Source organism: Halomonas sp. BL6, assembly GCF_006228115.1.
GTDB lineage: Bacteria > Pseudomonadota > Gammaproteobacteria > Pseudomonadales > Halomonadaceae > Vreelandella > Vreelandella piezotolerans.
Window position 1 is genome coordinate 739,003 of sequence record NZ_VDGL01000001.1, and the last position, 26,658, is coordinate 765,660.

The window sequence follows — 26,658 nt, forward strand, 5'->3', positions numbered from 1 at the left end:
CGAGGCCTCTTAAGGAGACAGCATGACCAACGTAGTGATCACCGGTACTGGGCTTTACACGCCGGAAAACGCCATTGACAACGCGGCGTTGGTCGCTGCTTTCAATGCTTGGGTCGATCAGCACAACGCCCAGCATGCCAACGCCATCGCACGGGGCGAACAAGAAGCATTGGCATATTCTAGCAGTGAGTTCATCGAAAAAGCCTCGGGTATCAAAAGCCGCTACGTGCTCGATGCTGACGGCATCCTTGATCCCCAGCGCATGCGACCCAAACTGCCACAGCGTCGTAATGACGAGCCCTCCATCCAGTGTGAGATGGCCACCCAGGCGGCACGCCAAGCCTTGTCGGCGGCTGAGGTGGATGCCGCAGATATCGAGCTGGTCATCGTGGCGTGCTCTAACTTAGAACGCGCTTATCCAGCGGTAGCGGTAGAAGTACAGCAAGCATTGGGTACGTCTGGCTACGGATTCGATATGAACGTTGCCTGCAGCTCCGCCACGTTTGCGCTGGAAACGGCGGCGAATGCGATTGCGGCAGGCAGTGTCAAGCGGGCCTTGATCGTCAACCCGGAGATCTGTTCGGCGCATTTGAACTTTAGAGACCGTGACAGCCACTTTATTTTCGGCGATGCTTGTACGGCTATGGTACTGGAAAATGACGACGTGGCGGTGGCCCGGGAACGCTATGAGATCCTTGGCACGCGGCTAGTCACCAAATTTTCCAACGCGATTCGCAACAATGCTGGGTTTTTGAACCGTGTGACCGACAGTGATCCGCAGGCGTTGGACAAGCTATTCGTGCAAGAGGGACGACGCGTTTTCAAAGAGGTCTGCCCGATGGTGGCTAAGCTCATCACCGACCATCTTGCCTCGCTCGAGCTGTCGGGTGCTGATCTGACGCGTATGTGGCTTCATCAGGCCAACCGCCATATGAATGATTTGATTGCACGTAAAGTGCTGGGTGTAGAACCTAGCGAGACACAGGCCCCGATCATTCTCGATCGCTATGCCAACACTAGCTCGGCAGGCTCGATCATCGCTTTCCACCTTCACCGCGAGGCGTTAACGGACGGGGATATCGGCGTTATCTGCTCGTTCGGTGCAGGTTACAGTGCGGGCAGCGTGGTGGTGCGCCGTCAGTAAGCGTGTGGCGATTCGAGAGTGAATGTTGAGAAGCGCGAGCAATACGGGAAGAGGACAACGCATGCTGAAGGGGTGGGCAATGCAAAGACAAGCGGGAAATGGATGGCAGAAGCTGTTGCCGCTTCTGCTATTCACGATGCTCGGCATGGGCGGCTGCGCGAGCACAGGGGCTTCTCAAGAGGAGGGAGCGGCGGAGGCGCAAGTGGCCGCTGATCCACAGGATCCATGGGAAGGTTTCAATCGACGCGTGTTTGCGTTCAACGACGTATTGGACCGCTACGCTCTCAAGCCGGTAGCGCAGGGGTATAAAACCATCACGCCTGAACCTGTTCAAACAGGGGTAGGTAACTTTTTCTCCAACTTGGCAGAGATACGCACGGCGCTCAACAGCTTACTCCAGGGCAAGCCTGCTAATGCAGGGCTCGCGACCTCTCGCTTTTTGATCAATTCTACGGTAGGTATCGGCGGCTTGCTGGACTACGCCACTCTGATGGAGATCACTGCCGATGAGGAGGACTTTGGTCAAACCCTAGCCGTATGGGGCTGGGAAGATTCGCGCTATTTGGTTCTTCCGCTGTTTGGCCCTAGCACGCTGCGCGATGCCACCGGTCGACCTGCCGACATGGCCGCCTATCCGCCCACTTACCTAGACGAAGATCGTGTCAGGATCGGTCTGACAGCGCTGAACATCATCGATATACGTGCGGGCTTGCTGGATCAAGAGTCGTTGATTTCGGGAGATCGCTATCGGTTCGTACGCGATGCCTATTTACAGCGCCGACAGTTCGAGGTGAATGACGGAGCGCTGGGCGATGACCCGTTTGCCATGGATGATTTTGATTTCGACGATACCGACTTTGGTGACGACGATTTCGCCGATTGAGGCCCAACATGGATCACGCTAAGCAGTTGATCGCAGTAATCGATGAGCCTGGCCCCGAGCGCGATGCGCTGGCCGAGGCGATTACTTGCGACGGCATGTGGGTGTACGCCGCCGATAACATAGCCCATTTGCCTAACGGCACTGCGTTGATCGTCGCCCATGCGCGCGCTGTGCCGCGGCAGCAATGGTCGCCGTTAACGCTTCGGCTGCCCACGCTCATCGTGAGCGACTCTCGCCAGGATGCTGACCTGATCAAGGCGATCGATGTGGGGCTGGTGGATTATATCGTGCACCCGCTACGCCATACTGAACTACTGCGCCGGATGATTCGCAAAGCGATCGAGCTGCACGCTTTGGCGCAGGAGCGTGACCGTGACCGTGAGCGCCTGGCAGAGCTCAACGAGAGCCTCGAGACGCACTTGGCGCTATTGCGCATGGATCAACAAAGCGGGGGCCATATTCAGCGCCGATTGTTGCCCGCGCATCCCAAAGTGATCAGTGGCGTTTACTACGACTACTGGTTTGCGCCATCGCTGTATTTATCAGGCGACTTTCTTGACTACCAACGTTATAACGATCGCTTCAGTGCGTTCTACTTTGCCGATGTGTCGGGGCATGGCGCGTCGTCTGCTTTCGTGACGGTGCTGCTCAAATATCTGTGTAACCGTTGGCTCAACGAGTGGGATGGCCAAGCCCCAGAGCAATTGCCCCCCCACTGGCTCGCGGCGATGAACCGTGAGCTGCAGGATACCGATATTGGAAAACATGCCACTTTATTCGTCGGTGTTATTGACCATGAGGCGCATACTCTTCACTATTCGCTCGGTGCTCAGCTACCGATGCCGCTGCTCGCGGCCGACGGTAAACTAGAGCGTCTTGCTGGGGAAGGGATGCCGGTAGGCCTTTTCCCCGATGTGGAGTATCCTTCGCTTAGCTGTGCTTTACCGGCCAATTTTCGTTTATGGCTGTGTTCAGACGGTGTATTGGAATGCTTGCCGGGTAAAACGCTCGACACGCGGCTCACGGAACTTGAGCAACTCGTTAGCGAAAGTGTCACGCTTGAGCAGCTGCGCGACCGGCTAGCCAGCACCAACTCGCTCCTCGAAAAGGGCGATGCGGATGATGAGGCGAACCAAGACCGCGATGCTTTACCCGATGACCTGACAATCATGATGGTGAGCGGATTTGGTCATGCTGATTGAAGAGGGCCGTATCAAAGCGGCGTTCGACTCTGGTGTTTTTGTCTTGAAGCTCTGCGGAGACGTGCGACTGACGCTGTGTGCCACGCTCGATACGCAAGCGCAACGCCTTGCCCAAACCCCTGGGCTCCAGGCGGTGATGATCGACCTGCGCGAAGCGACCAACGTGGATTCCACCGCGCTCGGCTTCCTTGCGAAAGTCGCTATGGCCGTCAAAGGGCGGTTGGAACAGCCGCCGACGATCATTGCCGATAACCCCGACGTGCGGCAGATGCTCGACGTCATGGGATTTGCGCGCTTTTTTACGCTAATGGAAGCGCCTCTGCAGCCCACTACCCCGCTCAGTTCATCGATGCAAGATTTGCCAGCCGAGCCTGCCGATGAAGAGGGCCTGCGCACACGTATTTTGGAAGCGCACCGTATTTTGATGCACATGAACGAGCATAATCGTGAGCAGTTTCAACCGCTGGTCGAAATGCTCGAATCGCAATCGACGGTGACACATAAGTAAAACGCCCTCTTAGCGAGCGGTTAAGAGGGCGTCCTGGTTGGGGGCTGCCGAGGCAGCGCTTACCCTTGGCGTAGCGCGCTCAGCAGCTCCTCGAGCTTACGCTGATCGGCCATGAATTTGCGAATACCCTCGGCCAACTTGTCTGTCGCCATTTCGTCTTCGTTCATCTCCCACCGGAAATCAGCCTGCGCTAGCGCTTGCTCGATGGAGCTGCTAGCACCCATGGGCGTTAACTGCCGTGGCAAGTCACCCTGCAGCTCGTCGAGTTCGTTGAGCAGAGCAGGGGAGATGGTGAGTCGATCGCAGCCAGCGAGTGCCTGAATTTCATCGACGTTCCGGAAGCTCGCTCCCATGACGATCGTGGGGTAGCCATGGCCTTTATAGTAGTCGTAGATACGTTTTACCGACTGTACGCCCGGATCATTGGCGCCGCTAAAGTCGGCTTCCGGCGAACGGGCTTTGTGCCAGTCGAGGATGCGGCCAACGAACGGTGAAATGAGCGTGGCACCGGCGTCGGCACATGCCTGCGCCTGAGCAAAGCCGAATAGCAATGTCAGATTGGTACGAATGCCGTCGCGCTCCAACTGGCGGGCGGCCTGAATGCCTTCCCAGGTAGAGGCCATCTTGATCAGAATACGCTCAGGACCCACGCCGCACTCGGCATAACGCTCGATCAGCGAGTGCGCCTTGGCAATCGTGGCGTCACGGTCAAACGAGAGGCGGGCGCTGACTTCGGTCGATACGTAGCCGGGTACCAGCTTGCTAATTTCGCTACCGATATCCACCGCTACACGATCGACCGCGTCGTCCAGATCGGTGCTGTCTTTGGCAATACTGGCCAAGCGAGCCCGTCGTTCCTCTTGCTGGGCAGCTTGAAGAATCAGCGATGGATTGGTGGTGGCGTCCTTGGGCTGAAAACGGCGGATGGCCTCCAGGTCTCCCGTATCGGCCACCACAGTGGTCATCTCTTTCAATTGGTTTAATAGGCTAGTGGCCATGCAGTGCTCCTTGTTTGAGTCAAGGTTACTCTAACAAGGCTGACTCACGTTGAGTATGGTTGATCGGTAACGTTGGCGAAGAATCTGCGGCGCGCCACTGGTAATCAGATGCCCGGCGCTGTTGGTTTACCTTGAATTGGGCCGCTTGCTCGCGCATCCCTTCGGCGGCCGACTCCAGCGACATGGCGTCTTGTGCGGTGGCATCGACCTGCCGAGCATTCGCCTGTGTCACATGGGTTTGTTCCTGTAATGTTTTGTTGATCTCTTCGATGTGCTGGTGTTGCAGGTGGGCAGCATCGGCGATGTCGGTGATTACTCGGCGGGTCGAGGAGATCGAGCCCACCATCTCTTCGAACTGTTGACTGGCATCGCGGGATAGCTGATTACCCCGCTCGATACTCGCATTGGAAGATGCCAATAAGTGACGAATTTGGGTCGCGGCTTCCGCGCTGCGGGTGGCCAGTGAGCGTACTTCTGCAGCCACGACGGCAAAGCCGCGGCCCTGCTCACCCGCTCGCGCGGCTTCTACCGAGGCGTTGAGAGCGAGCAGGTTCGTTTGGAACGAAATGCTATTGATGACATTGACGATGTCGTTGACCTGCTTGGCGTGGGTGTCGATCTCTCCCATGGTCGACAGAAAGGCTTCCATGGTCTGGTGGCTCCGCTGTGCCTGCGCCGTCGCATGTTCGGTTAACTCTTTAGCCTGGAGAGCATGTTCAGCGGTATGCGCCACACTATCGGTTAACGTATGGACGTTGGTTGCCGTGCTGTCCAACGAGGTGGTTTGCTGATGAGTGCGTGTGGCGAGGTCCTCATTACCCAATGCCAAACGCTGAGCGCTTTGGAAGACGTGCTGACTGTTGTCATGTAGCTGGGTGACGGTGCCAATGAGAGAGGTTTGCATGACGCCCAAGGCAGCATAGAGCTGGCCGATTTCATTGTTACCTCGAGCGGGAACCGCCTTGCTCAAATCCCCGTCGGCCATATGACGGAAGTGGACGATCAAGTGGCGAATGGGCTGAAGCAACTGGTAATGCCCAAGCCATATCAGCGATCCCATGAGTGCGAGTGAGATCGCCATACCCAGGGCCAAGCCAACGGCGACCATGCCACCACGCTGCTCGGCCTTTTGCATCAGACTGACGCCTTGCTGATCGGCGACCTGATAAAATGCGCGTGCATGACTGGCTAGCGCCTCGCTGTGCGCCATGGCTTCCAGCGTGATTTGTCGATAGCCACTGCGGTCACCGGAGGTGATGGCATCGTGCTGCGCATCCATGCTAGCCAGCAGTTGATGGGCTCTATCATCGATGGCATCGCGTAGCGCTGAATACGGGCTGTTCTGTGTGGCTTGCAGAAAGCTATCAAGTGCCTGTGACATTTCGTTCAACTCGTACTCGACCGCTTCAAGCGCTGCAATAGGATCACCGAGCGAGGGGCGCAGTTGTCGCTCTAAAGCGCGATCCATGCGATTGAGTCCTTCTAAACTGGCGATGTGTAGTCGATTCAGCGAAGACGCTTGCTGCACGTTGACCAGCTCCAAAGCGGCCAGATCACGCTGGCTCTGCTGCATGATGTGCCATGCTAGCGCGGCAAACATCAGCAGGCAGCCCGCCATCAAGAGCAGTGCCGATAGGCTTAGCTGGCGTAACGAAATGTTTTCAAGTTTTGTGAGTGTCATCATGCCCCCAGGTATTCCTCATTCGACTCATGAAGCCAGCTTAATAGGCAAATGTTTCAGTTCTGAGTGAACGGTGCGAGATCCTGGGGTTGAGTGTATGATTAGCGTCCTATCTAAATGGCCGCCAGGCGGTCGACCAGCGTAGCTGTGAGGAGATGTATGGAACTCAATCCGCGTCGCGTGGCGCTTTTGGTGGCGGCGAATACGGCATTGGCCCCTTTTGCGATAGATGCTTATCTGCCAGCCATGGGCGTGTTGGCGGAGAGTATCGATGCCAGCATTCACCATACCGAGCTTTCCATTAGCATGTTCTTGTTCGGCTTTGCGCTGGGGCAGCTCTGTTTTGGGCCTTTGTCGGATCGTATAGGACGCAAACCCGTCCTGCTGAGTGGGCTGGTTGTCTTTATGCTGTCCAGCTTGATGATCACCACTGCTGATAGTTTGACCTCACTGTTGATATGGCGATTCGTACAAGCACTGGGAGGCGGGGCTTGCGTGGTGAATTCGGCAGCCATTGTGCGTGACTGCTTCAGCGGGCGTGAGGCTGCCAAGGTCATGTCTACCATGGCCATGATCATGATGCTGGCCCCGCTGGTGGCTCCGGCGGTTGGGAGTCTGCTGCTGCATATTGCAGGCTGGTGGCTGATCTTCGTCTTTCTAGCGGTCTATGCTGGGTTCTTATTATGGCTGTTGGGCACGCGATTGCCCGAAACCCGTGACCCCAGTTGGCCCGCCGCCACCCCACGTCAGGTGTTGGGCAACTACGCCAGCGTGCTGCGTCACCGAGAGGGAATGGGCTACATTTGTGCGGTGGCCGCCTCTTTTGCAGGCCTGTTCGCTTTCGTGACGGCATCACCGTTTCTCTACTTAGACTACTTCTCCCTCTCTCCGGGAATTTACCCGCTGGTGTTTGGTGTCAATGTGGTCATCATTGCTCTCTCTAATCGGCTGAATATTCATCTTCTGCGTAAGCGGACGCCGCAGCAGAACCTGCGGTTTGGTTTGGCGGTACAGCTATTCGCGGCGTTGGCGTTAGTCGTCACGACGGCGCTTGGCCTGGCTTCATTACCTGTCGTGGTGGTGTTGGTAATGCTCTTCACTGGGATGATTGGACTGATTACACCCAATGCCATTTCGTCGCTGCTGGATCATTTCGGTCATATCAGCGCCACGGCCACGGCACTACTGGGGGGCATCCAGTTTAGCTGTGGCGCGTTGGCGGGTGTACTCGTGGGACTCTTCCAGGTCGAGCATCTTTGGCCAATGGTGCTAACCATGTTAGGGGCGGCGCTGCTTGGGAATATTGGGGTGAGAAAGCTTACTCGGGTGTCTTGAGCGTGATGGTATTGGAAGGGTTGGAGCTCTCGCTAGGACTTTCACTGGATAGGTGGCTTGCCTGTGCCGGGGTGCTGCTACTAGGTGCCTTCGTACAGCGTGCGACGGGGTTTGGCCTTGCCGTCGTTGGGGCGCCGCTGCTGCTGATGCTGGAGCCTCGGTTGGTGCCTGTCGTACTGGTGCTGTTTGGTTTTACGGTATCGCTAATGATGGTACGTCGCTATTGGCACGAAGTGCATCTGAGCGAGATCGGCGTGGCACTGGTGGGGCGGCTGCCGGGTAATGGGCTGGGCATCTGGCTGCTGCTGGCGGCGCCCATGGCCGTGCTGGAAACGCTGATTGCCGCCATCGTGCTGTTTGCGGTCGGTGTCACGCTGTGCCGTTTTCATGTGCCGGTGAATCGCGTCACGCTGTTCGTGGCCGGTGTGCTGTCGGGCATCTTCGGCACCGTGGCGGCGATTGGTGGGCCGCCCATCGTGCTATTGATGCACGGCTTTTCGCCCGATCGAATGCGCGGTAATTTGGCGGCCTTTTTCGTCATCACCTCGCTGTTGACTCTGGCGACGCTGGCGCTGGCGGGGCAGCTCAGCGCATGGCATTTCAAGCTGGCACTGACGTTTTTGCCTGCCGTATTGGTCGGCAATGCGTTGGCCGATGCAGTGGCCCACCGGCTGGATAAAGTGCTGCTGCAGCGCTGTTCATTGGCACTATGCACGCTAGCAGCACTGGGGCTGCTGCTTTGAAGTCCTTGGGCCAACGCTTCGTTAACATTCCTTGCTAAAAAAATTACCACTGTCATATTTCTGCAATCGTCACTGTGCAAACTCCTCGGTGTGAAAGGCCAATCGCCAACATTGCCGAACGGGTTAATTCAAGCAGCCCGGGCATGAAACCAGAGGGGACATGACGATGAAAGTAACGAAAAAGACACTTGGTGTTGTTGTTGCTGCCGCACTCGCTACCGGCGTATCGACTGCCGCCGTAGCTCGTGACACGGTGCAGATTGCCGGTTCTTCCACTGTACTTCCGTTTGCCAGTATCGTTGCCGAAGAGTTTGGTAACACCTATCCCCAGTTCAACACGCCGGTCGTCGGTTCTGGCGGCTCCGGTGGCGGTTTGCGTCAGTTCTGCCAGGGCGTTGGCGAAAACACCATTGACATCGCCAACGCTTCTCGCGCCATTCGCAGCGGCGAAGTGGCCAGCTGTAACGAAAATGGCGTCAACGAAATTCTCGAAGTGATGTTCGGCTACGATGGTATCGTGTTTGCTTCTCGTATCGACCGTGGAGAGTTCGCGTTAACGCCTGAGCACGTGTTCAAAGCCGCTGCCGCACAAGTCACACAAGATGGTCAGCTGGTCGACAATCCCTACACCCGCTGGAACGAAATCGACAGCAGCCTACCCGATCAGGAAATCGTGCTGGTGATTCCGGCTTCCAACCACGGCACCCGTGAAGTATTCGAAGAGAAAGTCATCCACGCTGGCTGTGAAAGCGATGCCAACGTAGAAGGCGATGCCTGTAACTCACTGCGTGGCGATGGCCGTATCGTCGAGATCGCGGGTGACTACACCGAAACGCTGGCTCGTCTGGATGCCCAGGCAGATGCCGTTGGCGTCTTCGGTCTGAGCTTCTACGACCAGAACCGTGACCGCCTGCAAGTGGCTACTGTGGATGGCGTAACGCCCAGCCTGGAAACCATCGGTTCTGGCGAATACCCCGTTTCTCGTCCGCTGTTCTTCTACGTGAAGGGCGAGCACCTGGACGTGATTCCTGGTCTGGCCGAGTACACCGAGTTCTTCCTGAACGACATGATCTCTGGCTATGGCAGCCCGCTGGAAGACGCTGGTCTGATCCCGATGAGCGAAGAAGAGCGTGCTGAAGCACTGGCTGAGTTCCAAGCCCGTACCGTGGTAAGCGTAGAAGAGTAAGACTGCCCTTGTCGCTTGACAGCGATGTGTAGGTAGGTATCGCGCCAGCATCATGAAAATGATGCTGGCGCTTGAACGTAGGAAATCATGGGCGGAGAGAGAATGAGTAACATTGCCTTGATAGCCACGCTACTCGTGATAATGGCCTTGGCTTACCACTTAGGGTTAACACGTAGTCGCGCGGTTGCGGCAGAGCACGATGTGCGGATGCATTCGCGCCCCGGTTATTATGGAGCGTTGGTGGCCCTTTGGTGCGGGTTGCCAGCGCTTGCACTGTTTATATTGTGGTCGCTGCTGGCGCCACAATTGATGGATATGCTGGTCGTTCAACAACTGCCCCCCGAGCTAGTGGCGGGTATGAACGAACGTGAAATGGCTACCTTGTTACGGCGCATTACTGCGCTAGCCAACGAGCGAAATGTGGCGGGTGGCGGAAGCCCCGAAGAATTAGCGGCGGCCGCTCACATGGCTCGCTTGCAGACCTTTCAGAACACGACCCTGATCGCACTGATGGCCGTTGTGGCGGTGGTGGGGCTGGTGCTTGCTCGCCGTCGCGTTTCTCCCCAATGGCGTGCACGTAACCATGTCGAAAAAGTGATCTCTATTGCGCTGGCTTCTTGCTCGGCCATTGCGATTTTCACCACCGTGGGCATCGTGCTGTCGATGCTGGGCGAAGCGCTGAAGTTCTTTAGCTTCATCAGTCCAGCAGAGTTCTTCTTTGGAACGACCTGGAATCCTCGCTTCAGTACCTCGGGTACCGATGCGCAAGGCGAATTTGGTTTACTGCCTCTGCTATGGGGCACCATGATGGTGAGTATCATTGCTTTGTTGGTGGCCATTCCTGTGGGTCTGATGACGGCGATTTACATGGCCGAGTACGCTCCCCCTTGGCTGCGTAGTGTGGCCAAGCCGATCATCGAAGTGCTGGCGGGTATTCCCACGATCGTTTACGGTTTTTTCGCGTTGATCGTCATCGGTCCGTTTTTGTCTAGCCTTGGGGATGTGGTGGGTATCAACATTCGCACCACCAGTGCACTAACGGCGGGTTTGGTGATGGGCATCATGATCATTCCATTCGTCTCGTCCTTGTCAGACGACATCATTACCCAAGTGCCTAAGTCGTTGCGCGATGGTGCGCTAGGGTTGGGTGCAACGAAGTCCGAAACGATTCGCCAAGTCGTGTTGCCTGCTGCGCTTCCAGGTATCGTCGGTGCGTTTTTGTTGGCCGCCAGCCGCGCCATTGGTGAAACCATGATCGTGGTATTGGCGGCTGGTAATAATCCGGTGCTTCACGGCAATCCGTTCGAAGCGGTGTCGACCATTACGGTGACCATTGTCAACCAGCTGACAGGGGATATGGACTTTGCCAGCCCGCAGTCGCTGGTGGCTTTTGCTCTGGGGCTGACGCTGTTCGTCATTACCCTTGGCCTGAATGTCATCGCACTGGTTGTGGTGCGTAAATACCGCCAGCAATACGAGTAAGCGACCATGTCTATTACGATTGAGCAGCGCCGTCAGCACCGTCTGACAACGATCGAAAATTCGCTGGCAAGACGTCATCGTCAAGAAAAGCGTTTCCGCTTTGCGGGTTTGGCCGCGGTAGTGATTGGCCTCACGCTTGTCACCATTCTGTTCATCAGTATTTTGATGCGCGGTGTGCCGGCATTCTGGCAGTCAACTCTGTATCCAGAAATTTACTTCGATCCTGAAGTGATTCAACTTGACGAGAAGCCCGAGCGTGCCAGTGGTGAAAGCCAGGCGGCCTTCGATGAGCGCTACACACAGTGGTTGATTCAAGCGGGAATGGTAAATTGGCAGTCGCTGATCGACCGCGCCATGGAAGAGGCGTTAGGTGTCGAGGTCGAGCCACGCCAACTGCGCGACTTACGTGCATTAGTCGCGTCGGATGAGCGTTTTTCCCTGCGCGATCAGTTCGTCGAGAATCCTTCCCTATTGGGTCAGACCGTCGAAGTTAAAATGCTGGCCGCTGCGGATGTCGATGTCTGGATAAAAGGCAATATCGACCGCTCCCTGCCGGATTCACGCCAGCAGCTAAGCGCTCAAACGCGCGAGTGGGCGGATCGTCTTTACGATGAAAATGTCATTCGTAACTCTTTCAGCACCTCGTTGTTCCTCAATACGGACTCGCGCAGCTCGCCTGCGTCGGCAGGCCTGGCAGGCGCGTTTATGGGGTCGCTGTTCATGATGCTGATCGTGATCGTGCTATCGGTACCAATTGGTGTGGCTAGCGCCATCTACCTCGAAGAGTTCGCCCCTAAGAACCGGCTGACCGATCTCGTCGAGATCAATATCAATAACTTGGCGGCAGTGCCCTCCATCGTGTTTGGCTTGCTGGGGGCCTCCATCTTCATTGGCTATCTGGGCTTGCCGCTATCAGCCCCGCTGGTGGGTGGCCTTGTGCTGACGCTGATGACCTTGCCTACCATCATTATCGCGACTCGGGCGTCGCTGCGCTCTATTCCTCCCTCCATACGCCAGGCGGCCTTGGGAATTGGAGCGTCGAGAGTGCAGACCGTTTTCCATCATGTGCTGCCTTTGGCGCTGCCCGGTATTCTAACGGGTTCCATTCTGGGCGTTGCCCAGGCGCTGGGTGAGACGGCGCCGCTGCTATTGATCGGCATGAATGCATTCGTATCCAACGTGCCTGCTACGCCGTTGGACCAGTCTGCTGCGCTACCCGTGCAAATCTATCTATGGCAGGGTAACGAGCTACGTAATTTCTTCGAAGCGCGTACGTCAGCGGCCATCATTGTACTGCTGGGGTTGATGCTGAGCCTGAATGCACTGGCAATCTGGCTGCGTAAAAAATTCGAGACGAGGTGGTAAGTGAATACTTCAACAGAGCCAAAGACATCCCCTATGGTGAGCGTGGGCGCTGGCGAGAGCCGCACCAGTAAAGCCACTGACACGGTCAAGATGAGCGCCCAGAACGTCAAGGTCTTTTACGGTGCCAGCCAAGCGATCAACGGCATCGACTTGGACGTGTACGAAAACGAAGTGTTGGCGTTCATCGGGCCTTCTGGCTGCGGTAAGTCTACCTTTCTGCGCTGTTTGAACCGTATGAACGATACCATCGACATCTGTCGGGTGGAGGGCAAGATCACCCTGGATGACAAGGACATCTATGCGCCGGATCGCGATGTCGTGTTGCTACGCGCTCAAGTCGGTATCGTGTTTCAAAAGCCTAACCCGTTCCCCAAGTCGATTTATGAGAACATCGCCTATGGTCCGCGTTTGCACGGGCTGGCAAAACGCAAGGCGGAGTTGGATGACATCGTCGAAAGTAGCTTACGCCGTGCAGGCCTCTGGGACGAAGTGAAAGATCGCCTGGATCAGCCGGGGACGGGGTTATCGGGGGGGCAACAACAGCGCCTGTGCATTGCCCGTACCGTGGCCGTTAGCCCGGACGTCATTTTGATGGACGAACCCTGTTCGGCCCTGGACCCCATCGCGACGGCCAAGGTCGAGCAACTGATCGATGAACTCAGCGAGAGCTACACCATCGTCATGGTGACGCACAACATGCAGCAGGCGGCACGCGTGGCGGATCGCACGGCGTTCTTCCACATGGGTGACCTGGTGGAGGTCGATAGCACCGACGAAATCTTCACTAATCCGCAAGACCAGCGTACCCACGACTACATCACGGGGCGCTTCGGATGATGTAGCGCCGCTCACTCCCTATCGCGCAGGCGGCTTGTCGCCTGCGCGATAGAACACTGCTTTTTTTTGATCTTTAATATATGATTTTTCATATATCTAGCTCGCTTTGCTCTGGAGGTTCAGCATGTCACTACGCATTGGTATCAACGGATTTGGCCGTATTGGTCGTTTGGCACTACGCAGTCTGTGGGCGCGAGCCGCTGCCGACGAGGTAACGTTGGTGCGCATCAACGACCCCGGCGGCGATGCGGCGACGTTTGCCCATTTGCTGGAGTTTGACTCGGTACATGGTCAGTGGGCGCCGGGGCAGGGCATCGACGCCGCCCCAGAGGCGATCACCATCGATGGCCGTACTATCGCCTTTAGCGCCCACAAGACGATTGCCGAAGGTGATTGGTCCGGGTGCGATGTGGTGATCGAATGCTCCGGCAAAATGAAAACCACGGAGAAGCTGCAGGCCTACCTGGATCAGGGGGTCGATCGTGTGGTGGTGAGTGCGCCGGTCAAGGAGGAGGGCGTGCTCAACGTGGTGGTGGGTGTCAACGATCATCTGTTCGAACCCGCTACGCACCGCATCGTCACCGCGGCCAGCTGCACCACCAACTGTCTGGCCCCCGTGGTCAAGGTCATTCTAGAGACGTTCGGCATCCGTCATGGTTCCATGACCACGGTGCACGACATTACCAATACCCAGACGATTCTGGACGCACCGCACAAGGACCTACGCCGGGCGCGCGCCTGCGGCATGAGCCTGATTCCCACCACCACCGGTTCGGCCAAGGCAATCACGGCCATCTTCCCTGAGCTGACCGGCAAGCTGAACGGCCATGCGATTCGCGTGCCGCTGGCCAATGCCTCGTTGACCGATATGGTATTCGAGCTCGAGCGCGAGGTAACCGTCGAGGAGGTCAATCAGGCGCTCAAGATGGCCGCAGAGGGGCCCTTGAAGGGGATTCTGGGTTACGAGGAGCGGCCGCTGGTGTCCATCGACTATCGCACCGACCCACGCAGCTCGATCATCGATGCACTCTCGACCATGGTGGTGAATGGTACGCAGTTGAAGCTCTACGCCTGGTACGACAACGAGTGGGGCTATGCCAACCGCACCGCTGAGCTTGCCTGGATGGTGGGCAAGGAGCAGGCGCGCCGTGGCTGAGTCGCTCAGGGCACGCATCGGCGCACTGCCTTTCGACGTGCGCCAGTACATGTTGATTACGGGCAACTACTGGGCGTTTACCATCACCGATGGGGCCCTGCGGATGCTGGTGGTGATGTACTTCCACCAGTTGGGTTACTCGCCGCTGCAAATCGCCATGCTGTTTCTGTTCTACGAAGCGTTTGGCGTGGTGACCAATCTGGTGGGTGGCTGGTTGGGCGCGCGGTTGGGGCTCAACCGCACCATGAACGTGGGGCTGGGGCTGCAGATCGTGGCGCTTGCCATGCTCATGGTGCCTGCCGGGATGCTCACCGTCGTTTGGGTCATGACGGCCCAGGCGCTGTCGGGTATTGCCAAAGACTTGAACAAGATGAGCGCCAAAAGTGCGGTGAAAGTGCTGGTGCCTGCAGATAGTGCCAATGCCAACAGCGCTCTGTACCGCTGGGTAGCGATGTTGACCGGTTCCAAAAATGCCCTGAAAGGGCTGGGCTTTTTTGTGGGCGGCGTGCTGCTGACGCTGATCGGCTTTCGCGGCGCGGTGGTGGCCATGGCGCTGATGCTGGGTGCCGTGCTGGGGCTGTCGCTGTGGCGGTTGAAGGCTGATCTCGGCAAACAGAAGGTCAAGCCAAAGTTTTCCGAGATTTTCTCCAAGTCCCGCGCCATCAATGTGCTTTCGGCGGCGCGCTTCTGCTTGTTTGCCTCTCGAGACGTGTGGTTTGTCGTGGCCTTGCCAGTATTCCTCTATGATCAACATGGCTGGAGCCACTGGACCGTGGGAGGGCTGTTGGCCGCCTGGATCATTGGTTACGGCGGCGTGCAGACCCAGGCGCCCAGGCTCACCGCACTGTTCCATGGAGATGCTCGTATGCTCACGGCTGGCTGGGCAGCCGCGCTTGCCGTGCTCGCCATTCTGATGGCACTGTTGCCTCTGGTTCAAGTGGGGTGGTTGGTGGTGGGGCTGCTGGCCTTTGGCGTGCTGTTTGCCGTCAACTCCAGCTGGCACAGCTATCTGATCGTCCACTACGCCCGTGCCGATGGCGTGTCCATGGACGTAGGCTTCTATTACATGGCCAACGCCATGGGCCGCCTGGTCGGCACGCTGCTCTCGGGCTGGCTCTACATGGCCTATGGTTTGAGTGCGTGCCTGTGGGTGGCGGCGGCGCTGGTGGCTGCCAGCGCACTCATGGCACTGGCGCTGCCCCGGCAGGTGGCGTGATTCGTTCGCCTGGCGCTGGTCTGACGCTCACCCTGGGGAGTGCCCAGACCCTTGCCTGGGCATCCAGCTACTATCTGCCCGCCATTCTGGCGGGGCCCATGGCGCTGGAATTGGGGCTGTCCACTCGCTGGGTATTTGGCGCCTTCTCGGCTGCGTTGCTGCTGGTCGCCATGTTGGGACCCAGCGTCGGGCGTCTGATCGATCGCCAGGGCGGGCGCGGTGTGCTGATGGCCTCGAACGCCATCATGGCGGTGGGCTTGTTGGCACTGGCGTTGGCGCAAGGGGCGGTGACACTGGTGCTGGCATGGTTGCTGATGGGCGTGGGCATGGCGCTGGGTCTTTACGATGCGGCCTTTGCTACGCTGGGGCGGCTGCTGGGGAGTCACGCCAGGGCATCGATTACCGGCGTGACCCTGGTGGCAGGATTTGCCAGTACTCTTGGCTGGCCCATCACTGCCTTCATCGAGAGCGAGTGGGGCTGGCGTGCTGCCTGCGCCAGCTGGGCGCTGGCCCATGTCGTGTTGGGAATGCCCTTGAACGCTCGCTTGCCCAAGGCCGAGCGAGCGCTCTCCAGCGCGTCGAGCCCTGCGTCTGGGGCGCCTGAACGCCCGCGTTTTACCCTGCTGCTGCTGGCGTACGTGTTCGCGGCGGGCTGGTTCGTCTCCACGGCCATGGCCGCCCACCTTCCCAGGCTGCTGCAGGAGAGTGGCGTTTCTCTGTCGGTGGCGATTGCAGCGGCTGCTCTGGTGGGGCCTGCGCAAGTAGCGGCGCGCATGGGGGAGTTCGTTTTGCTGCGCCGGTTTCACCCCTTGTTCGCAGGCAGGATAGCTACCACGCTGCATCCCGTGGGCGCCGGGTTGCTGACGTTTTTCGGCATGCCGGCCGCCGGGTTTGCGTTGCTGCATGGGGCGGGTAACGGCATGATGACGATTGCCTCGGGGACGCTGCCCCTGGCACTGTTTGGCCCGCAGGGGTTTGGGCGCAGGCAGGGGCTCATCATGATGCCCGCTCGGGCCTTGCAGGCTCTGGCGCCGCTGCTGTTTGGGCTGCTGATCGACCAGTGGGGCGCAGCCGCGTTATGGCTGACGTCGCTGCTCATGCTGGCAGCCACGCTAGCGCTGTTGAGTATCCCGGCTCCTCGGCGTTAACGGGGCGTCATCCAGGAACAGCCGCCTGAATTTCCACCATCCTTCCACCCGTAATCGCAGGTCTTGCCAGGCAAGGGACGGCTCTATCCAGAGGCCGGCCTCTGGCAACTGATGATATTCGAAGGCCGATGTATCGCTTGGCGCGCCCAGCTCTGCCACGGCGATATGTGCCGTCCCGCCACAGCAGCCATGACGTGGTGAACGGCGTACCGTCACCACGCCTCCATGCTGCTGGATGAATGCCACGGCAGGGTGCTCCATCTCGATGACTTGACGCATGACGCTCCTGGCTGCCCATGCCGGGCCGTTAGGTGGGGGGATAGTAGACGGTCTCTCCGTCTTCCTTGGTAAATTGTGCAACAGGGTGGTCCAGGAGCGCCAATACCTGCTCGGATGGGCGGCATAATCGCGTGCCCTTGGGCGTACTGACGATGGGCCGGTTGATGAGCAGCGGGTGAGCCATCATGGCGTCGATGAGCTGGTCATCGCTCAACGTTGGGTCGTCGAGCTGCAGTTCATCATAAGGCGTCCCTTTCTGGCGCAAGAGCGCCCTGGGGGGCAGCTGCATCATGGCCAGCAGTGCCAACAGCCGCTCTCGGCTGGGCGGCGTTTCCAGGTAGTGGATCACCTGCGGTATTTCTCCCGATGCTTCGATCATGGCCAGCGTATTGCGCGACGTGCCACACGCAGGGTTGTGATAGATCACGATCATGGCGGGGTCCTCATCAGGAGGGTTGGGCTGCAGGAAAATGCGCGCGCGTCTTATTGGCGATACGCACCAGGGCCAGCATGAGCGGGACTTCTACCAGCACGCCGACCACCGTGACCAGGGCTGCTCCAGACTGCAGGCCAAACAGCGCGATGGCGGCGGCCACGGCGAGTTCAAAAAAATTGCTGGCACCAATCATCGCCCCCGGCGCGGCGATATTATGCGGTACGCGCCACGCCTTGGCCCAACCATAGGCGATGAAGAAAATAAGAAAGGTCTGAATGATCAGCGGAACGGCAATCAGCACGATATGCAGCGGATTGCTCAGGATGACATCGCCTTGAAAAGCAAACAGTAAGACCAGCGTGACGATCAGGCCCATGGGGGTGACCGGGGCCAGGCGTTTCATGAACACCTTGTCGTACCATTCGGCGCCTTTTCTGGCCATCAGCGCTTTGCGAGTGACATAGCCAGCGGCCAGGGGAATGACGATGTAGAGCACGACCGAGAGCAGCACCGTGTTCCACGGGACCTGGATGTTCGAGATGCCCAACAGCAGAACCACGATGGGGGCAAAGGCAAACAGCATGATCAGATCATTCAGCGCTACCTGTACCAGGGTGTAAGCCGCGTCGCCCCGTGTCAGGTAGCTCCATACGAACACCATGGCCGTGCAGGGGGCGGCCCCCAGCAGAATCGCCCCGGCCAGATACTGGTTGGCCAGCGCTTCAGGGATGAACGGGCGGAAAATCACCATGAAGAAGAGCCAGGCCAGCGCGAACATGGTGAATGGCTTGATCAGCCAGTTGACGGTGGTGGTGATGGTCAGCCCCTTGGGCTGACGGCGCACACCGGCGACCGCGCTGAAGTCGATTTGGGCCATCATCGGGAAAATCATCGCCCAGATCAGCACGGCGATGGGCAGCGACACCTGAGCATATTCAAAGCGCGCCAGGGTTTCCGGTACCTGGGGCGCCCATTGACCCACGGCGATACCGACCATGATGGCAATGGCCACCCAGAGCGACAAATAGCGCTCGAAAAGTCCCATGTCGGCGCTGCTGGGGGTGGCTGGCTGTGGCTGTGTCATGTTCACTCCTCGTTCAAATGGCGCGCTGGTTGACCCGTCGGGAGAGCTCTTCGGCACTCTCCTTACGCTCGGAATAGCGGTCGGTCAGCAGGTCGCTGCGCTCTCGGGTCAGCAGCGTGAATTTCATCAGCTCTTCCATGACGTCCACGATGCGGTCATAGAAAGGGGAGGGTTTCATGCGGTCGTCGTCATCGAACTCCATGAAGGCCTTGGGCACCGAGGATTGGTTGGGAATGGTCAGCATCCGCATCCAGCGACCCAGAATACGCAGCTGATTCACCGTATTGAACGACTGGGATCCGCCACACTCCTGCATGACCGCCAGTGTCTTGCCTTGGGTGGGCCTGACACCCCCCAGTGCCAGAGGAATCCAGTCGATCTGTGCCTTCATGATGCCGGTCATGGCGCCATGTCGTTCGGGGGAGCACCAGACCATGCCTTCCGCCCACTGGGCCAGCGTGCGCAGCTCTTCCACTTTGGGATGGCTGGCATCCTCGGCATCGGGGAGAGGCAGTCCGCTGGGGTCATAGATACGTGTTTGAGCCCCCATGGCTTCGAGCAGGCGCGCGGCTTCTTCGACGACCAGTCGGCTGAAGGAGCGTTTGCGTAGCGAGCCATACAGCAGCAGTATTTTAGGCGAGGGAAGGTCGTTACACGTTAACCCCAGGGATTCCGGGCTGGGAATGTTGAACAGGGCAGGATCGAGATTGGGTAAGGTGTCGAAGTGTGCCATGTGAAGGTCCGTTAAAAACGATGTCCTTCATTTTGGCATTGATATATGAATTTTCATATATCTTTTGTTGCAACACCGATCATCTTGTCAGCCCTGGGCCAGACGCGCTTCATCGCTACCGCCATGAAGCGCGTTGTAAATCAGTCGATCAGCTCGACCGCCACGGCGGTTGCTTCACCGCCACCAATGCACAAGCTGGCGATACCGCGTTTGCCCCCTTTCTGGCGCAAGGCATGAATCAGCGTGGCGATGATGCGTGAGCCGGTAGAGCCGATGGGATGCCCCTGGGCACAGGCGCCGCCAAACACGTTGACCTTTTCATGAGGCAGGCTCAAATCATCCATGGCCATCAGCGTGACGACCGCAAAGGCTTCGTTGATTTCGAACAGGTCCACCTCATTGACGCCCCAGCCAAGCTTTTTCATCAGCTTCTCGATGGCTCCTACCGGCGCGATGGTAAATTCGCTGGGATGACGCGAGTGGGTGGCATGTCCCAGCATCCTGGCCAGCGGTTTGACACCGTGACGCTGTGCTGCTTCATGACTCGATAAAATCAGCGCCGAGGCGCCGTCGGAGATCGAACTCGCATTGGCGGCGGTAATGGTGCCGTCTTTTGCAAACGCTGGGCGCAGCTGGCGAATCTTGTCCAGTTTGGCCTGAAAGGGCTGCTCATCGTGGCTTACCACGGTTTCACCCTGGCGGGTCGTCACGGTGACGGGCGCCATCTCGGCATCCAGGTCGCCATGGTTGGTGGCGGCCATGGCCCGCTCCAGTGAGGCAATGGCGAAATCGTCCAGCCGCTCGCGCGTATAGCCCCGTTCTGTGGCTACTTCCTGGGCAAAAACGCCCATTAGCTTGCCCGTTTCGGCGTCTTCCAAACCATCCAAGAACATATGGTCTTTCAGCTCGCCGTGGCCCAGACGATAGCCGCCGCGTGCCTTGGTCAGCACATGGGGGGCATTCGACATGGATTCCATGCCGCCCGCCAGCACTATTTCTCCACTGCCCGCCTTGATCAGGTCATGGGCCAACATGGCCGCTTTCATGCCAGAGCCGCAGAGCTTGTTGATGGTCGTGGCGCCGTTGGCATCGGGAATGCCTGCTTGGCGCATCGCTTGGCGCGCAGGGCCTTGTTTGACGCCCGCTGGCAGCACGCAGCCCAGGATGCCCTCTTCAATGGCGGCGGCCTCAATGCCCGCCCGCTCGATGGCAGCGCGGATGGCAACGGCGGCAAGTTCAGGGGCACTCATACTAGACAGGCTGCCCATCATGCCGCCCATCGGGGTACGGGTGGCAGATAAAAAAACGACGTCGGTAGCGCGACTCATGACCTATCTCCTGATAGCTTTTTTGTGATTATCGAGCTGAGTAGTTAGCGATGCGTTGACCCATTCGCGGGGCTGTGGTTTTCTCCTGAGTAACCAAGCAAGCGCTAGTGTAAATGACATGAATGTAATGAATGCATCTCCTCGCCGCAAGGAATTGACGCGCTTAGCTGCTCAGCTATTCGTCCAAGAAGGCTTTGATCGCACCACGGTGCGCATGTTGGCGCAGGAAATGGGCATTAAGTCGGGTAGCCTGTTTCATCACTTCAAAGATAAGCAAGAAATTCTGGCAGCGGTGATCGAAGAGGGTACCCAAAATGCGCTTGCCATTGCGAAAGCTGCGCTTCAGTCCTGTCCCGACGGTGCAGAGGCACGGCTACATGCTATGGCAAGAGCTCATCTGGAAACACTGTTTGCAGACCGTAACGCCCATGTCGTCGCACTGTTCGAGTGGCGGCGATTGGACCCTGCTGCCAGCGCGCATTTGAGTCATCTGCGGGATGCTTACGAGGCTCTGTGGGTCGAGGTGATCGATGACGCCTTGGCGGCCGGGCTGATTCATGGTGACCGCTTTCTCGTTTCCCGCTTCATCTTAGGAGCGTTGAACTGGACTGTCCGTTGGTATGACCCCAACGGTCCTCGAACGCCAGACGACCTTGCCGACGAGCTGGTGGCGATGATCCTATCGCGGTGAGCCTAACAGCGAGTCTTCTGTTCGGTCGACCAACGTCTAAGCTTGTTGCGGCGCTTGCGGCTTGCGCAATAGGTGAAATACTTTTAGCGTTGGTCTATTGGCAGGCTTCCGTTAACGTAAACTGATAATAAAGCTGACAGCGCGTGGAGTTTTGCCTGCTTGAGTGCTCACGACCAACAACATAAGAGAGCCGTCATGACAGCAACATCATCGTCACTTCCCTCGTATTCCTCATTTGTCGAGAAATTTTCAATAGAGAGTGTCGTCGCCAAGCTGGACGACCATCAAGATGGTTACCTGAACGCCTATGAAGCATGCTGCGGAAGGCATGTGCGCCAAGGCCGCGGTGATGTGTTAGCGCTGGTGCATGAAGACACCCAAGGCCAGACCCATACGCTGACCTATGCCGAGCTTGACAGCCAAAGTAGCCAGCTAGCGGGCTGGTTCATAAGCCAAGGGCTTGGTGAGGGCGACCGAATTGCCTGTATGCTGCCTCGTTCTGTCAATTTGCTGGTCGCCGTGCTGGCGACCTGGCGAATCGGTGCGGTCTATCAGCCACTGTTCACCGCTTTTGGCCCTGATGCAGTTGACTATCGGCTCGGTCGTGCTGATACCAAGTTAGTGATTACGGATCACGCCAATCGCTATAAATTCGATGGATTGAGCCAGTGCCCACCCGTATTAGCCGTGGGTGGTGCGAGCAGTGAGCATGGCGATGACCTCGATTGGCAAACGGCATTGACGTATACGTCAATGAGCGATGCGCCACCGCGCCTGTCGCCAGATCAGCCCTTTCTGCAAATGTTCACTTCGGGGACGGTGGGCAAGCCAAAGGGCGTTGCCGTGCCTTTAGCAGGCATGACGGCTTTCGCCCTTTATATGGAACTCGCTGTGGATCTGCGCGAGGAAGACCGTTTTTGGAACATGGCAGATCCAGGTTGGGCCTACGGCCTTTATTACGCCATCGCGGGGCCGCTGCTACTTGGAGTCACGACCCACTTTTGCGAGGCAGGCTTCAGCGCCGAAGGAGCGCTGGCATTTATGAAGCGCCATCAGATCACCAATTTTGCTGCGGCACCCACGGCTTACCGTTTGATGAAAGCATCTGGGTTATTCGATGACGCGCATCAAACGTTATCGCTGCGTGCAGCCAGTTCCGCTGGAGAACCGCTTAATACCGAGGTGGTCACCTGGGTGGAAAAATCGTTGGGCTGTCCGGTGATGGACCATTATGGCCAGACGGAAACGGGCATGACCTGTAATAACCATCACTCTCTTGACCATCCCAAGCACGTGGGGGCCATGGGCGTCCCGATGCCGGGCTACCGATTGGCCATTCTCGATGCCGAGTACAATGAGCTGCCGCCCGGTGAACCAGGTGTGCTTGCGGTGGACATTAAGAATTCTCCGGCTCACTTTTTCCAAGGATACACTTGGCAGGAGAAAGATCCCTTCGTTAATGGCTATTACCTGACCGGCGATGTAGTGATTCGTAACGAAGATGGTTCGTTTCAGTTTGCTGGTAGGGACGATGACATCATCACCACGGCGGGCTACCGAGTGGGACCAACGGACGTAGAGAATAGCGTCATGACGCACCCGGCAGTGGCAGAGTCCGCCGCCGTTGGCCAGCCAGATGAGATTCGTGGCGAGATCATCAAATCCTATATCGTACTTCGCGATGGCTACGAGCCCAGCGATGCGCTGGCGGAAGAGATTCGTCAGCAAGTACGTGAACGGCTCTCTACGCATGCTTTTCCTCGTATCATCGAGTTCGTCGATGAGCTGCCCAAAACGCCCAGCGGCAAGATTCAGCGCTTCAAACTGCGTGCTCAAGCGGCCGAACAAGTGCGCCACAGCTCATAATTCACAGGATATCATTCACAGGAAGAGTGCCATGCAGGTCCAGGATCGTACGTTTTTGATTACCGGCGCTGCGTCGGGTTTGGGTGCCGCCACGGCCGAACGGCTGGTAAAGGCGGGCGGGAAGGTGGTGCTGTGCGACATGAGTGATCGTGTGACGGACCTTGCCGTGCAGTTGGGCGCTCACGCGCAAGCATGCATCGCCGACATTACCTCCGCCGACGCCATGCAGGAGGCGGTGAACAAAGCCGTTGCGCTGGGGGGCGAAAGCGGTCTTTCGGGGGTGGTTCATTGTGCCGGTGTGGTCAGCGTAGCCAAGCTGGTGGATCGGCAAGGCAACCCAGCAGATCTCGAGGGCTATGCGCGCACGATTCAGATCAATCTGGTAGGCACTTTCAATGTCATGCGGCTGGCGGCCGCCGCCATGGCCAGCAACCCGCCAGACCAAGGGGGTGAGCGGGGCGTCATCATCAATACCGCATCGATTGCCGCGTTCGATGGGCAAGTCGGGCAGTGCGCCTACAGTGCCTCTAAGGCGGGGGTCGTGGGCATGAGCTTGCCTGCCGCCAGAGAGCTGTCGCGTCACGCCATTCGTGTCATGGCCATTGCGCCAGGGGTGTTCGAAACCCCCATGATGAGCGAGATACCGGATGAAGCCGCCCAAGCGTTGGCCGCTGCGGTGCCTTTTCCCAAGCGTTTGGGCAAGCCCGACGAGTTTGCGCTGCTGGCCGAGCAGATCATCACCAACCCGATGCTCAATGGTGAAGTGATTCGCCTGGATGGTGGTATCCGCATGCAGTGATTTACGCTCAGTAAGCTCTGATAAACAGCCTGCTCGGTTTTTTCGGGCGGGCTTTTTTTATTTTCAAACCATGACGTTACTAAGGTAAAGACCAAAGTTGTAGTCGGTTTTTCGATTTAATTCAAACGACTGCTTGACTGTGTCGGGTCTGCGCGCTAATTTTCAAACATGTGTTTGAAAGTGGCTGCTGAGTACCAGCTCTTTCAGCCCTCGTTTAGGAGAAGTGACATGCCGAGCTATCAAGCCCCCCTACGTGACATGCGTTTCGTGATGAACGAAATGTTTGATTACCCAAGCCACTACGCGGCACTGCCGAATGGTGAAGAAGCGTCTCCTGACGTCGTTGGGGCGATTCTGGAAGAGGGCGCTCGCTTTGCCCGTGACGTTCTGCTACCACTGAACCAGAGCGGTGATGAAGAGGGCTGCCTGCTGGAAGGTGGGGAGGTCAAAGCGCCCCGTGGTTTCAAGGAAGCCTACCAGCAGTATGTCGAAGGGGGTTGGCCAAGCCTGGCGGCAGATCCTGAGCAGGGTGGACAAGGGCTGCCGCCTTCGCTGGCCATGATGCTCTCCGAAATGATTTGCGCCACCAACCTGGCGTGGGGCATGTACCCGGGGCTTTCCCACGGTGCCGCAGACGCGCTGCGTCATCACGGAACCGATGCCCAAAAGGCTACTTACCTCACCAAGCTGGTCGAGGGCGTCTGGACCGGCACCATGTGCCTGACCGAGCCCCATTGCGGTACCGATCTCGGGCTGATCAAGACCCGTGCGGTTCCTGCGGAAGGCGACGCGTATCAGATCACCGGCACCAAGATCTTCATTTCTGCCGGTGAGCACAATCTGGCCGAGAACATCGTTCATCTGGTGCTGGCCAAGCTGCCGGATGCGCCCGAAGGCTCCAAAGGCATTTCACTGTTCGTCGTACCCAAGTTCCTGCCCGATGCCGAGGGCAACCCCGGGCAGCGTAACGGTGTCAGCTGTGGCTCTCTCGAGCACAAGATGGGTATTCACGGCAACGCGACGTGCGTTATGAACTTCGATGGTGCCACGGGCTACCTGGTAGGCGCGCCGAACAAGGGATTGGCCTGCATGTTCACCATGATGAATGCGGCCCGTCTGGGCGTGGGGATCCAGGGGCTTGGTCTGATGGAAGCCAGCTTCCAGAACTCGCTCGGCTATGCCCGTGATCGTTTGCAGATGCGTGGCCTTTCAGGTGTTCAGGCCCCTGATAAAGCCGCCGACCCGATCATCGTCCATCCTGACGTGCGTCGCATGCTGCTGACCCAAAAAGCTTTTGCCGAAGGCGGTCGCATGCTGGTGCTGTATACCGCCCAGATGCTGGATGTGGTCGAGCATGGCGCAGCAGGCGAAGAGAAGGAGCGTGCCGAGACCTTGCTGGGTCTGCTGACGCCGATCGTGAAGGCCTTCCTGACGGAAGTGGGCTTCGAGTCTACCAATGAAGGCGTGCAGATTTTTGGCGGTCACGGTTTCATCAAAGAGTGGGGCATGGAGCAACTGGTACGTGATGCGCGTATCACGCGCCTCTATGAAGGCACGACCGGTATCCAGGCGCTGGACCTGCTGGGCCGCAAGGTGCTGATGAGCCAGGGTGAATCCCTCAAGGTCTTCACCAAGGAGATTCACAAGTTCTGCCAAGCCGAAGCCGACAACCCTGCGCTCAAGGAATTTATCGAGCCGCTGGCCAAGCTCAATGCCCAGTGGGGTGAGCTCACCATGGGTATCGGTATGAAGGCCATGCAGGATCGTGAAGAAGTAGGGGCCGCCAGCGTCGATTACCTGATGTACTCCGGCTATGTCGCTGTCGCCTATCTGTTTGCTCGCGCTGCCAAGCAAGCCGCTAGTGCACAGGGGGGTGAAGATGCCGCTTTCTACACCGCCAAACTAAATACGGCGCGTTTCTACTACCAGCGTCTGCTGCCACGTACCAAGGCGCACGCCGCCATGATCCAGGCAGGTGCCGGTAGCTTGATGGCGATTTCCAGCGAAGATTTTGGCCTGGGCTTCGAGAGCTGAGCCCACGCCTTTGCCAGGCACTCTCTGGTCAGGGTACTGATCGGTGGTTTGCGGCAGGTTTGCCCTCGGGCATTGCCTGCCGCTTTTTTATCTCGGCTATTTGAAAAATTTTTCACATTAGCCCTTGCCAACCCGGCATCGAATCCGTAAAGTACGCATCCGCTGCCGGGGACGCCCAGCGTTACCAGCGGTGATGAGGTTGGAAAACCTCTTGTTTGTCAGGAAGTTAGAGTTCTGTGGTAGGTTGGTCAGATCGCTCGCTTCGCCCGCTGAAAACAGCGGTTGACAAACACCACGGAATGCGTAGAATACGCCTTCCTCGCTGAGGCAACACGGGTCAGGTCATCGAGCCCGCCGCAGCGACATTAAGAAAGTTGCTCTTTAACAATTTGATCAGGTAATTCATGTGGGCGCTTGCCGATGAGGGTGATAAATCACCTATTATCAAGGCAAGCGACTCGTCAAACAGGCTTCGGCCTAATGAATGAATTCGTTTGACCCTTGAGCCAAGTTTGGTTCGCTTC

25 protein-coding genes are annotated in these 26,658 nt (G+C 57.8%); 17 read left to right on the forward strand and 8 right to left on the reverse strand.

Translation table 11 applies throughout. The features are described from left to right. Positions 1–22 precede the first annotated feature (22 nt). The 4 genes from FHJ80_RS03460 to FHJ80_RS03475 all read left to right on the forward strand — a co-directional run bounded on the left by FHJ80_RS03460 (position 23) and on the right by FHJ80_RS03475 (position 3,737). Positions 23–1,144: a beta-ketoacyl-ACP synthase III gene (locus tag FHJ80_RS03460; RefSeq protein ID WP_139525631.1), complete on the forward strand. Its 1,122-nt coding sequence runs from the start codon at positions 23–25 to the stop codon at positions 1,142–1,144. A gap of 79 nt (positions 1,145–1,223) precedes the next feature. Continuing rightward, entirely contained in the window at positions 1,224–2,027 is an 804-nt protein-coding gene (locus FHJ80_RS03465; protein ID WP_231125525.1) for a VacJ family lipoprotein, read from the forward strand. Between the two features lie 8 nt (positions 2,028–2,035). Then, positions 2,036–3,229, forward strand: a complete 1,194-nt coding sequence (locus tag FHJ80_RS03470) for a PP2C family protein-serine/threonine phosphatase (protein WP_139525633.1) — start codon at positions 2,036–2,038, stop codon at positions 3,227–3,229. Next, positions 3,219–3,737 carry an STAS domain-containing protein gene (locus tag FHJ80_RS03475; protein WP_139525634.1) on the forward strand — a complete coding sequence of 173 codons (519 nt, stop codon included), beginning with the start codon at positions 3,219–3,221 and terminating at the stop codon, positions 3,735–3,737. The genes FHJ80_RS03470 and FHJ80_RS03475 overlap by 11 nt, the downstream gene beginning before the upstream one ends. A gap of 59 nt (positions 3,738–3,796) precedes the next feature. Here the strand turns inward: FHJ80_RS03475 and tal are convergent, their stop codons facing one another. Both tal and FHJ80_RS03485 read right to left on the reverse strand, forming a co-directional pair. Continuing rightward, on the reverse strand, positions 3,797–4,735 hold the full coding sequence (gene tal, locus FHJ80_RS03480; protein WP_139525635.1) for a transaldolase: 939 nt from the start codon (positions 4,733–4,735) through the stop codon (positions 3,797–3,799). Positions 4,736–4,760: 25 nt separating this feature from the next. Beyond that, positions 4,761–6,419 (reverse strand): methyl-accepting chemotaxis protein, encoded by a 1,659-nt coding sequence (locus FHJ80_RS03485; RefSeq protein WP_255303847.1) that lies wholly within the window; start codon positions 6,417–6,419, stop codon positions 4,761–4,763. Positions 6,420–6,575: 156 nt separating this feature from the next. Between FHJ80_RS03485 and FHJ80_RS03490 the strand changes: the two genes are divergently transcribed. The 9 genes from FHJ80_RS03490 (at position 6,576) to FHJ80_RS03530 (ending at position 16,884) form a co-directional block, all read left to right on the forward strand. Continuing rightward, positions 6,576–7,751 carry a multidrug effflux MFS transporter gene (locus FHJ80_RS03490; protein ID WP_139525636.1) on the forward strand — a complete coding sequence of 392 codons (1,176 nt, stop codon included), beginning with the start codon at positions 6,576–6,578 and terminating at the stop codon, positions 7,749–7,751. Positions 7,752–7,756: 5 nt separating this feature from the next. Continuing rightward, positions 7,757–8,494, forward strand: coding sequence for a sulfite exporter TauE/SafE family protein (locus tag FHJ80_RS03495; protein ID WP_139525678.1), 738 nt, complete (start codon positions 7,757–7,759; stop codon positions 8,492–8,494). A 166-nt stretch (positions 8,495–8,660) separates the two neighbouring features. Beyond that, positions 8,661–9,680 (forward strand): substrate-binding domain-containing protein, encoded by a 1,020-nt coding sequence (locus FHJ80_RS03500; RefSeq protein ID WP_139525637.1) that lies wholly within the window; start codon positions 8,661–8,663, stop codon positions 9,678–9,680. Positions 9,681–9,782: 102 nt separating this feature from the next. Beyond that, positions 9,783–11,162: a phosphate ABC transporter permease subunit PstC gene (gene pstC / locus FHJ80_RS03505; protein ID WP_139525638.1), complete on the forward strand. Its 1,380-nt coding sequence runs from the start codon at positions 9,783–9,785 to the stop codon at positions 11,160–11,162. 6 nt (positions 11,163–11,168) lie between these two features. Continuing rightward, positions 11,169–12,527: a phosphate ABC transporter permease PstA gene (gene pstA, locus FHJ80_RS03510; protein ID WP_139525639.1), complete on the forward strand. Its 1,359-nt coding sequence runs from the start codon at positions 11,169–11,171 to the stop codon at positions 12,525–12,527. Between the two features lie 90 nt (positions 12,528–12,617). Further along, a complete protein-coding gene (gene pstB, locus FHJ80_RS03515; RefSeq protein WP_231125546.1) occupies positions 12,618–13,364 on the forward strand; it encodes a phosphate ABC transporter ATP-binding protein PstB in 747 nt (248 codons plus the stop codon). 124 nt (positions 13,365–13,488) lie between these two features. Beyond that, positions 13,489–14,520, forward strand: a complete 1,032-nt coding sequence (locus FHJ80_RS03520) for an ArsJ-associated glyceraldehyde-3-phosphate dehydrogenase (RefSeq protein WP_139525640.1) — start codon at positions 13,489–13,491, stop codon at positions 14,518–14,520. Further along, complete coding sequence (gene arsJ / locus FHJ80_RS03525; RefSeq protein ID WP_139525641.1) at positions 14,513–15,736, forward strand: organoarsenical effux MFS transporter ArsJ; 1,224 nt, start codon at positions 14,513–14,515, stop codon at positions 15,734–15,736. Before FHJ80_RS03520 ends, arsJ begins: the two co-directional genes overlap by 8 nt. After that, positions 15,733–16,884, forward strand: a complete 1,152-nt coding sequence (locus FHJ80_RS03530; protein WP_139525642.1) for an MFS transporter — start codon at positions 15,733–15,735, stop codon at positions 16,882–16,884. Before arsJ ends, FHJ80_RS03530 begins: the two co-directional genes overlap by 4 nt. Here the strand turns inward: FHJ80_RS03530 and FHJ80_RS03535 are convergent. From FHJ80_RS03535 to FHJ80_RS03555, 5 genes are all read right to left on the reverse strand, one after another. After that, on the reverse strand, positions 16,849–17,163 hold the full coding sequence (locus tag FHJ80_RS03535; RefSeq protein ID WP_139525643.1) for a CC/Se motif family (seleno)protein: 315 nt from the start codon (positions 17,161–17,163) through the stop codon (positions 16,849–16,851). The two genes, FHJ80_RS03530 and FHJ80_RS03535, sit on opposite strands and share 36 nt — an antisense overlap. A gap of 28 nt (positions 17,164–17,191) precedes the next feature. After that, positions 17,192–17,596, reverse strand: coding sequence for an arsenate reductase (glutaredoxin) (arsC, locus tag FHJ80_RS03540; protein ID WP_016914320.1), 405 nt, complete (start codon positions 17,594–17,596; stop codon positions 17,192–17,194). A gap of 13 nt (positions 17,597–17,609) precedes the next feature. Beyond that, on the reverse strand, positions 17,610–18,683 hold the full coding sequence (arsB, locus tag FHJ80_RS03545; RefSeq protein ID WP_139525644.1) for an ACR3 family arsenite efflux transporter: 1,074 nt from the start codon (positions 18,681–18,683) through the stop codon (positions 17,610–17,612). Between the two features lie 13 nt (positions 18,684–18,696). Then, on the reverse strand, positions 18,697–19,416 hold the full coding sequence (gene arsH, locus FHJ80_RS03550) for an arsenical resistance protein ArsH (RefSeq protein ID WP_139525645.1): 720 nt from the start codon (positions 19,414–19,416) through the stop codon (positions 18,697–18,699). A 140-nt stretch (positions 19,417–19,556) separates the two neighbouring features. After that, complete coding sequence (locus FHJ80_RS03555) at positions 19,557–20,744, reverse strand: acetyl-CoA C-acyltransferase (protein ID WP_139525646.1); 1,188 nt, start codon at positions 20,742–20,744, stop codon at positions 19,557–19,559. 127 nt (positions 20,745–20,871) lie between these two features. On the opposite strand from FHJ80_RS03555, the gene FHJ80_RS03560 reads away from it, so the two are divergent. From FHJ80_RS03560 to FHJ80_RS03575, 4 genes are all read left to right on the forward strand, one after another. Next, positions 20,872–21,435 carry a TetR/AcrR family transcriptional regulator gene (locus FHJ80_RS03560; protein WP_139525647.1) on the forward strand — a complete coding sequence of 188 codons (564 nt, stop codon included), beginning with the start codon at positions 20,872–20,874 and terminating at the stop codon, positions 21,433–21,435. Between the two features lie 195 nt (positions 21,436–21,630). Continuing rightward, positions 21,631–23,301 (forward strand): AMP-binding protein, encoded by a 1,671-nt coding sequence (locus tag FHJ80_RS03565; protein ID WP_139525648.1) that lies wholly within the window; start codon positions 21,631–21,633, stop codon positions 23,299–23,301. Between the two features lie 31 nt (positions 23,302–23,332). Continuing rightward, positions 23,333–24,100 (forward strand): SDR family NAD(P)-dependent oxidoreductase, encoded by a 768-nt coding sequence (locus tag FHJ80_RS03570; RefSeq protein ID WP_139525649.1) that lies wholly within the window; start codon positions 23,333–23,335, stop codon positions 24,098–24,100. A gap of 228 nt (positions 24,101–24,328) precedes the next feature. Next, complete coding sequence (locus FHJ80_RS03575; RefSeq protein WP_139525650.1) at positions 24,329–26,134, forward strand: acyl-CoA dehydrogenase C-terminal domain-containing protein; 1,806 nt, start codon at positions 24,329–24,331, stop codon at positions 26,132–26,134. Positions 26,135–26,471: 337 nt separating this feature from the next. Here the strand turns inward: FHJ80_RS03575 and FHJ80_RS17355 are convergent. Continuing rightward, positions 26,472–26,658, reverse strand: a 187-nt coding sequence (locus FHJ80_RS17355) for a hypothetical protein (RefSeq protein WP_218013958.1), incomplete at its 5' end; no start/stop codon positions are given.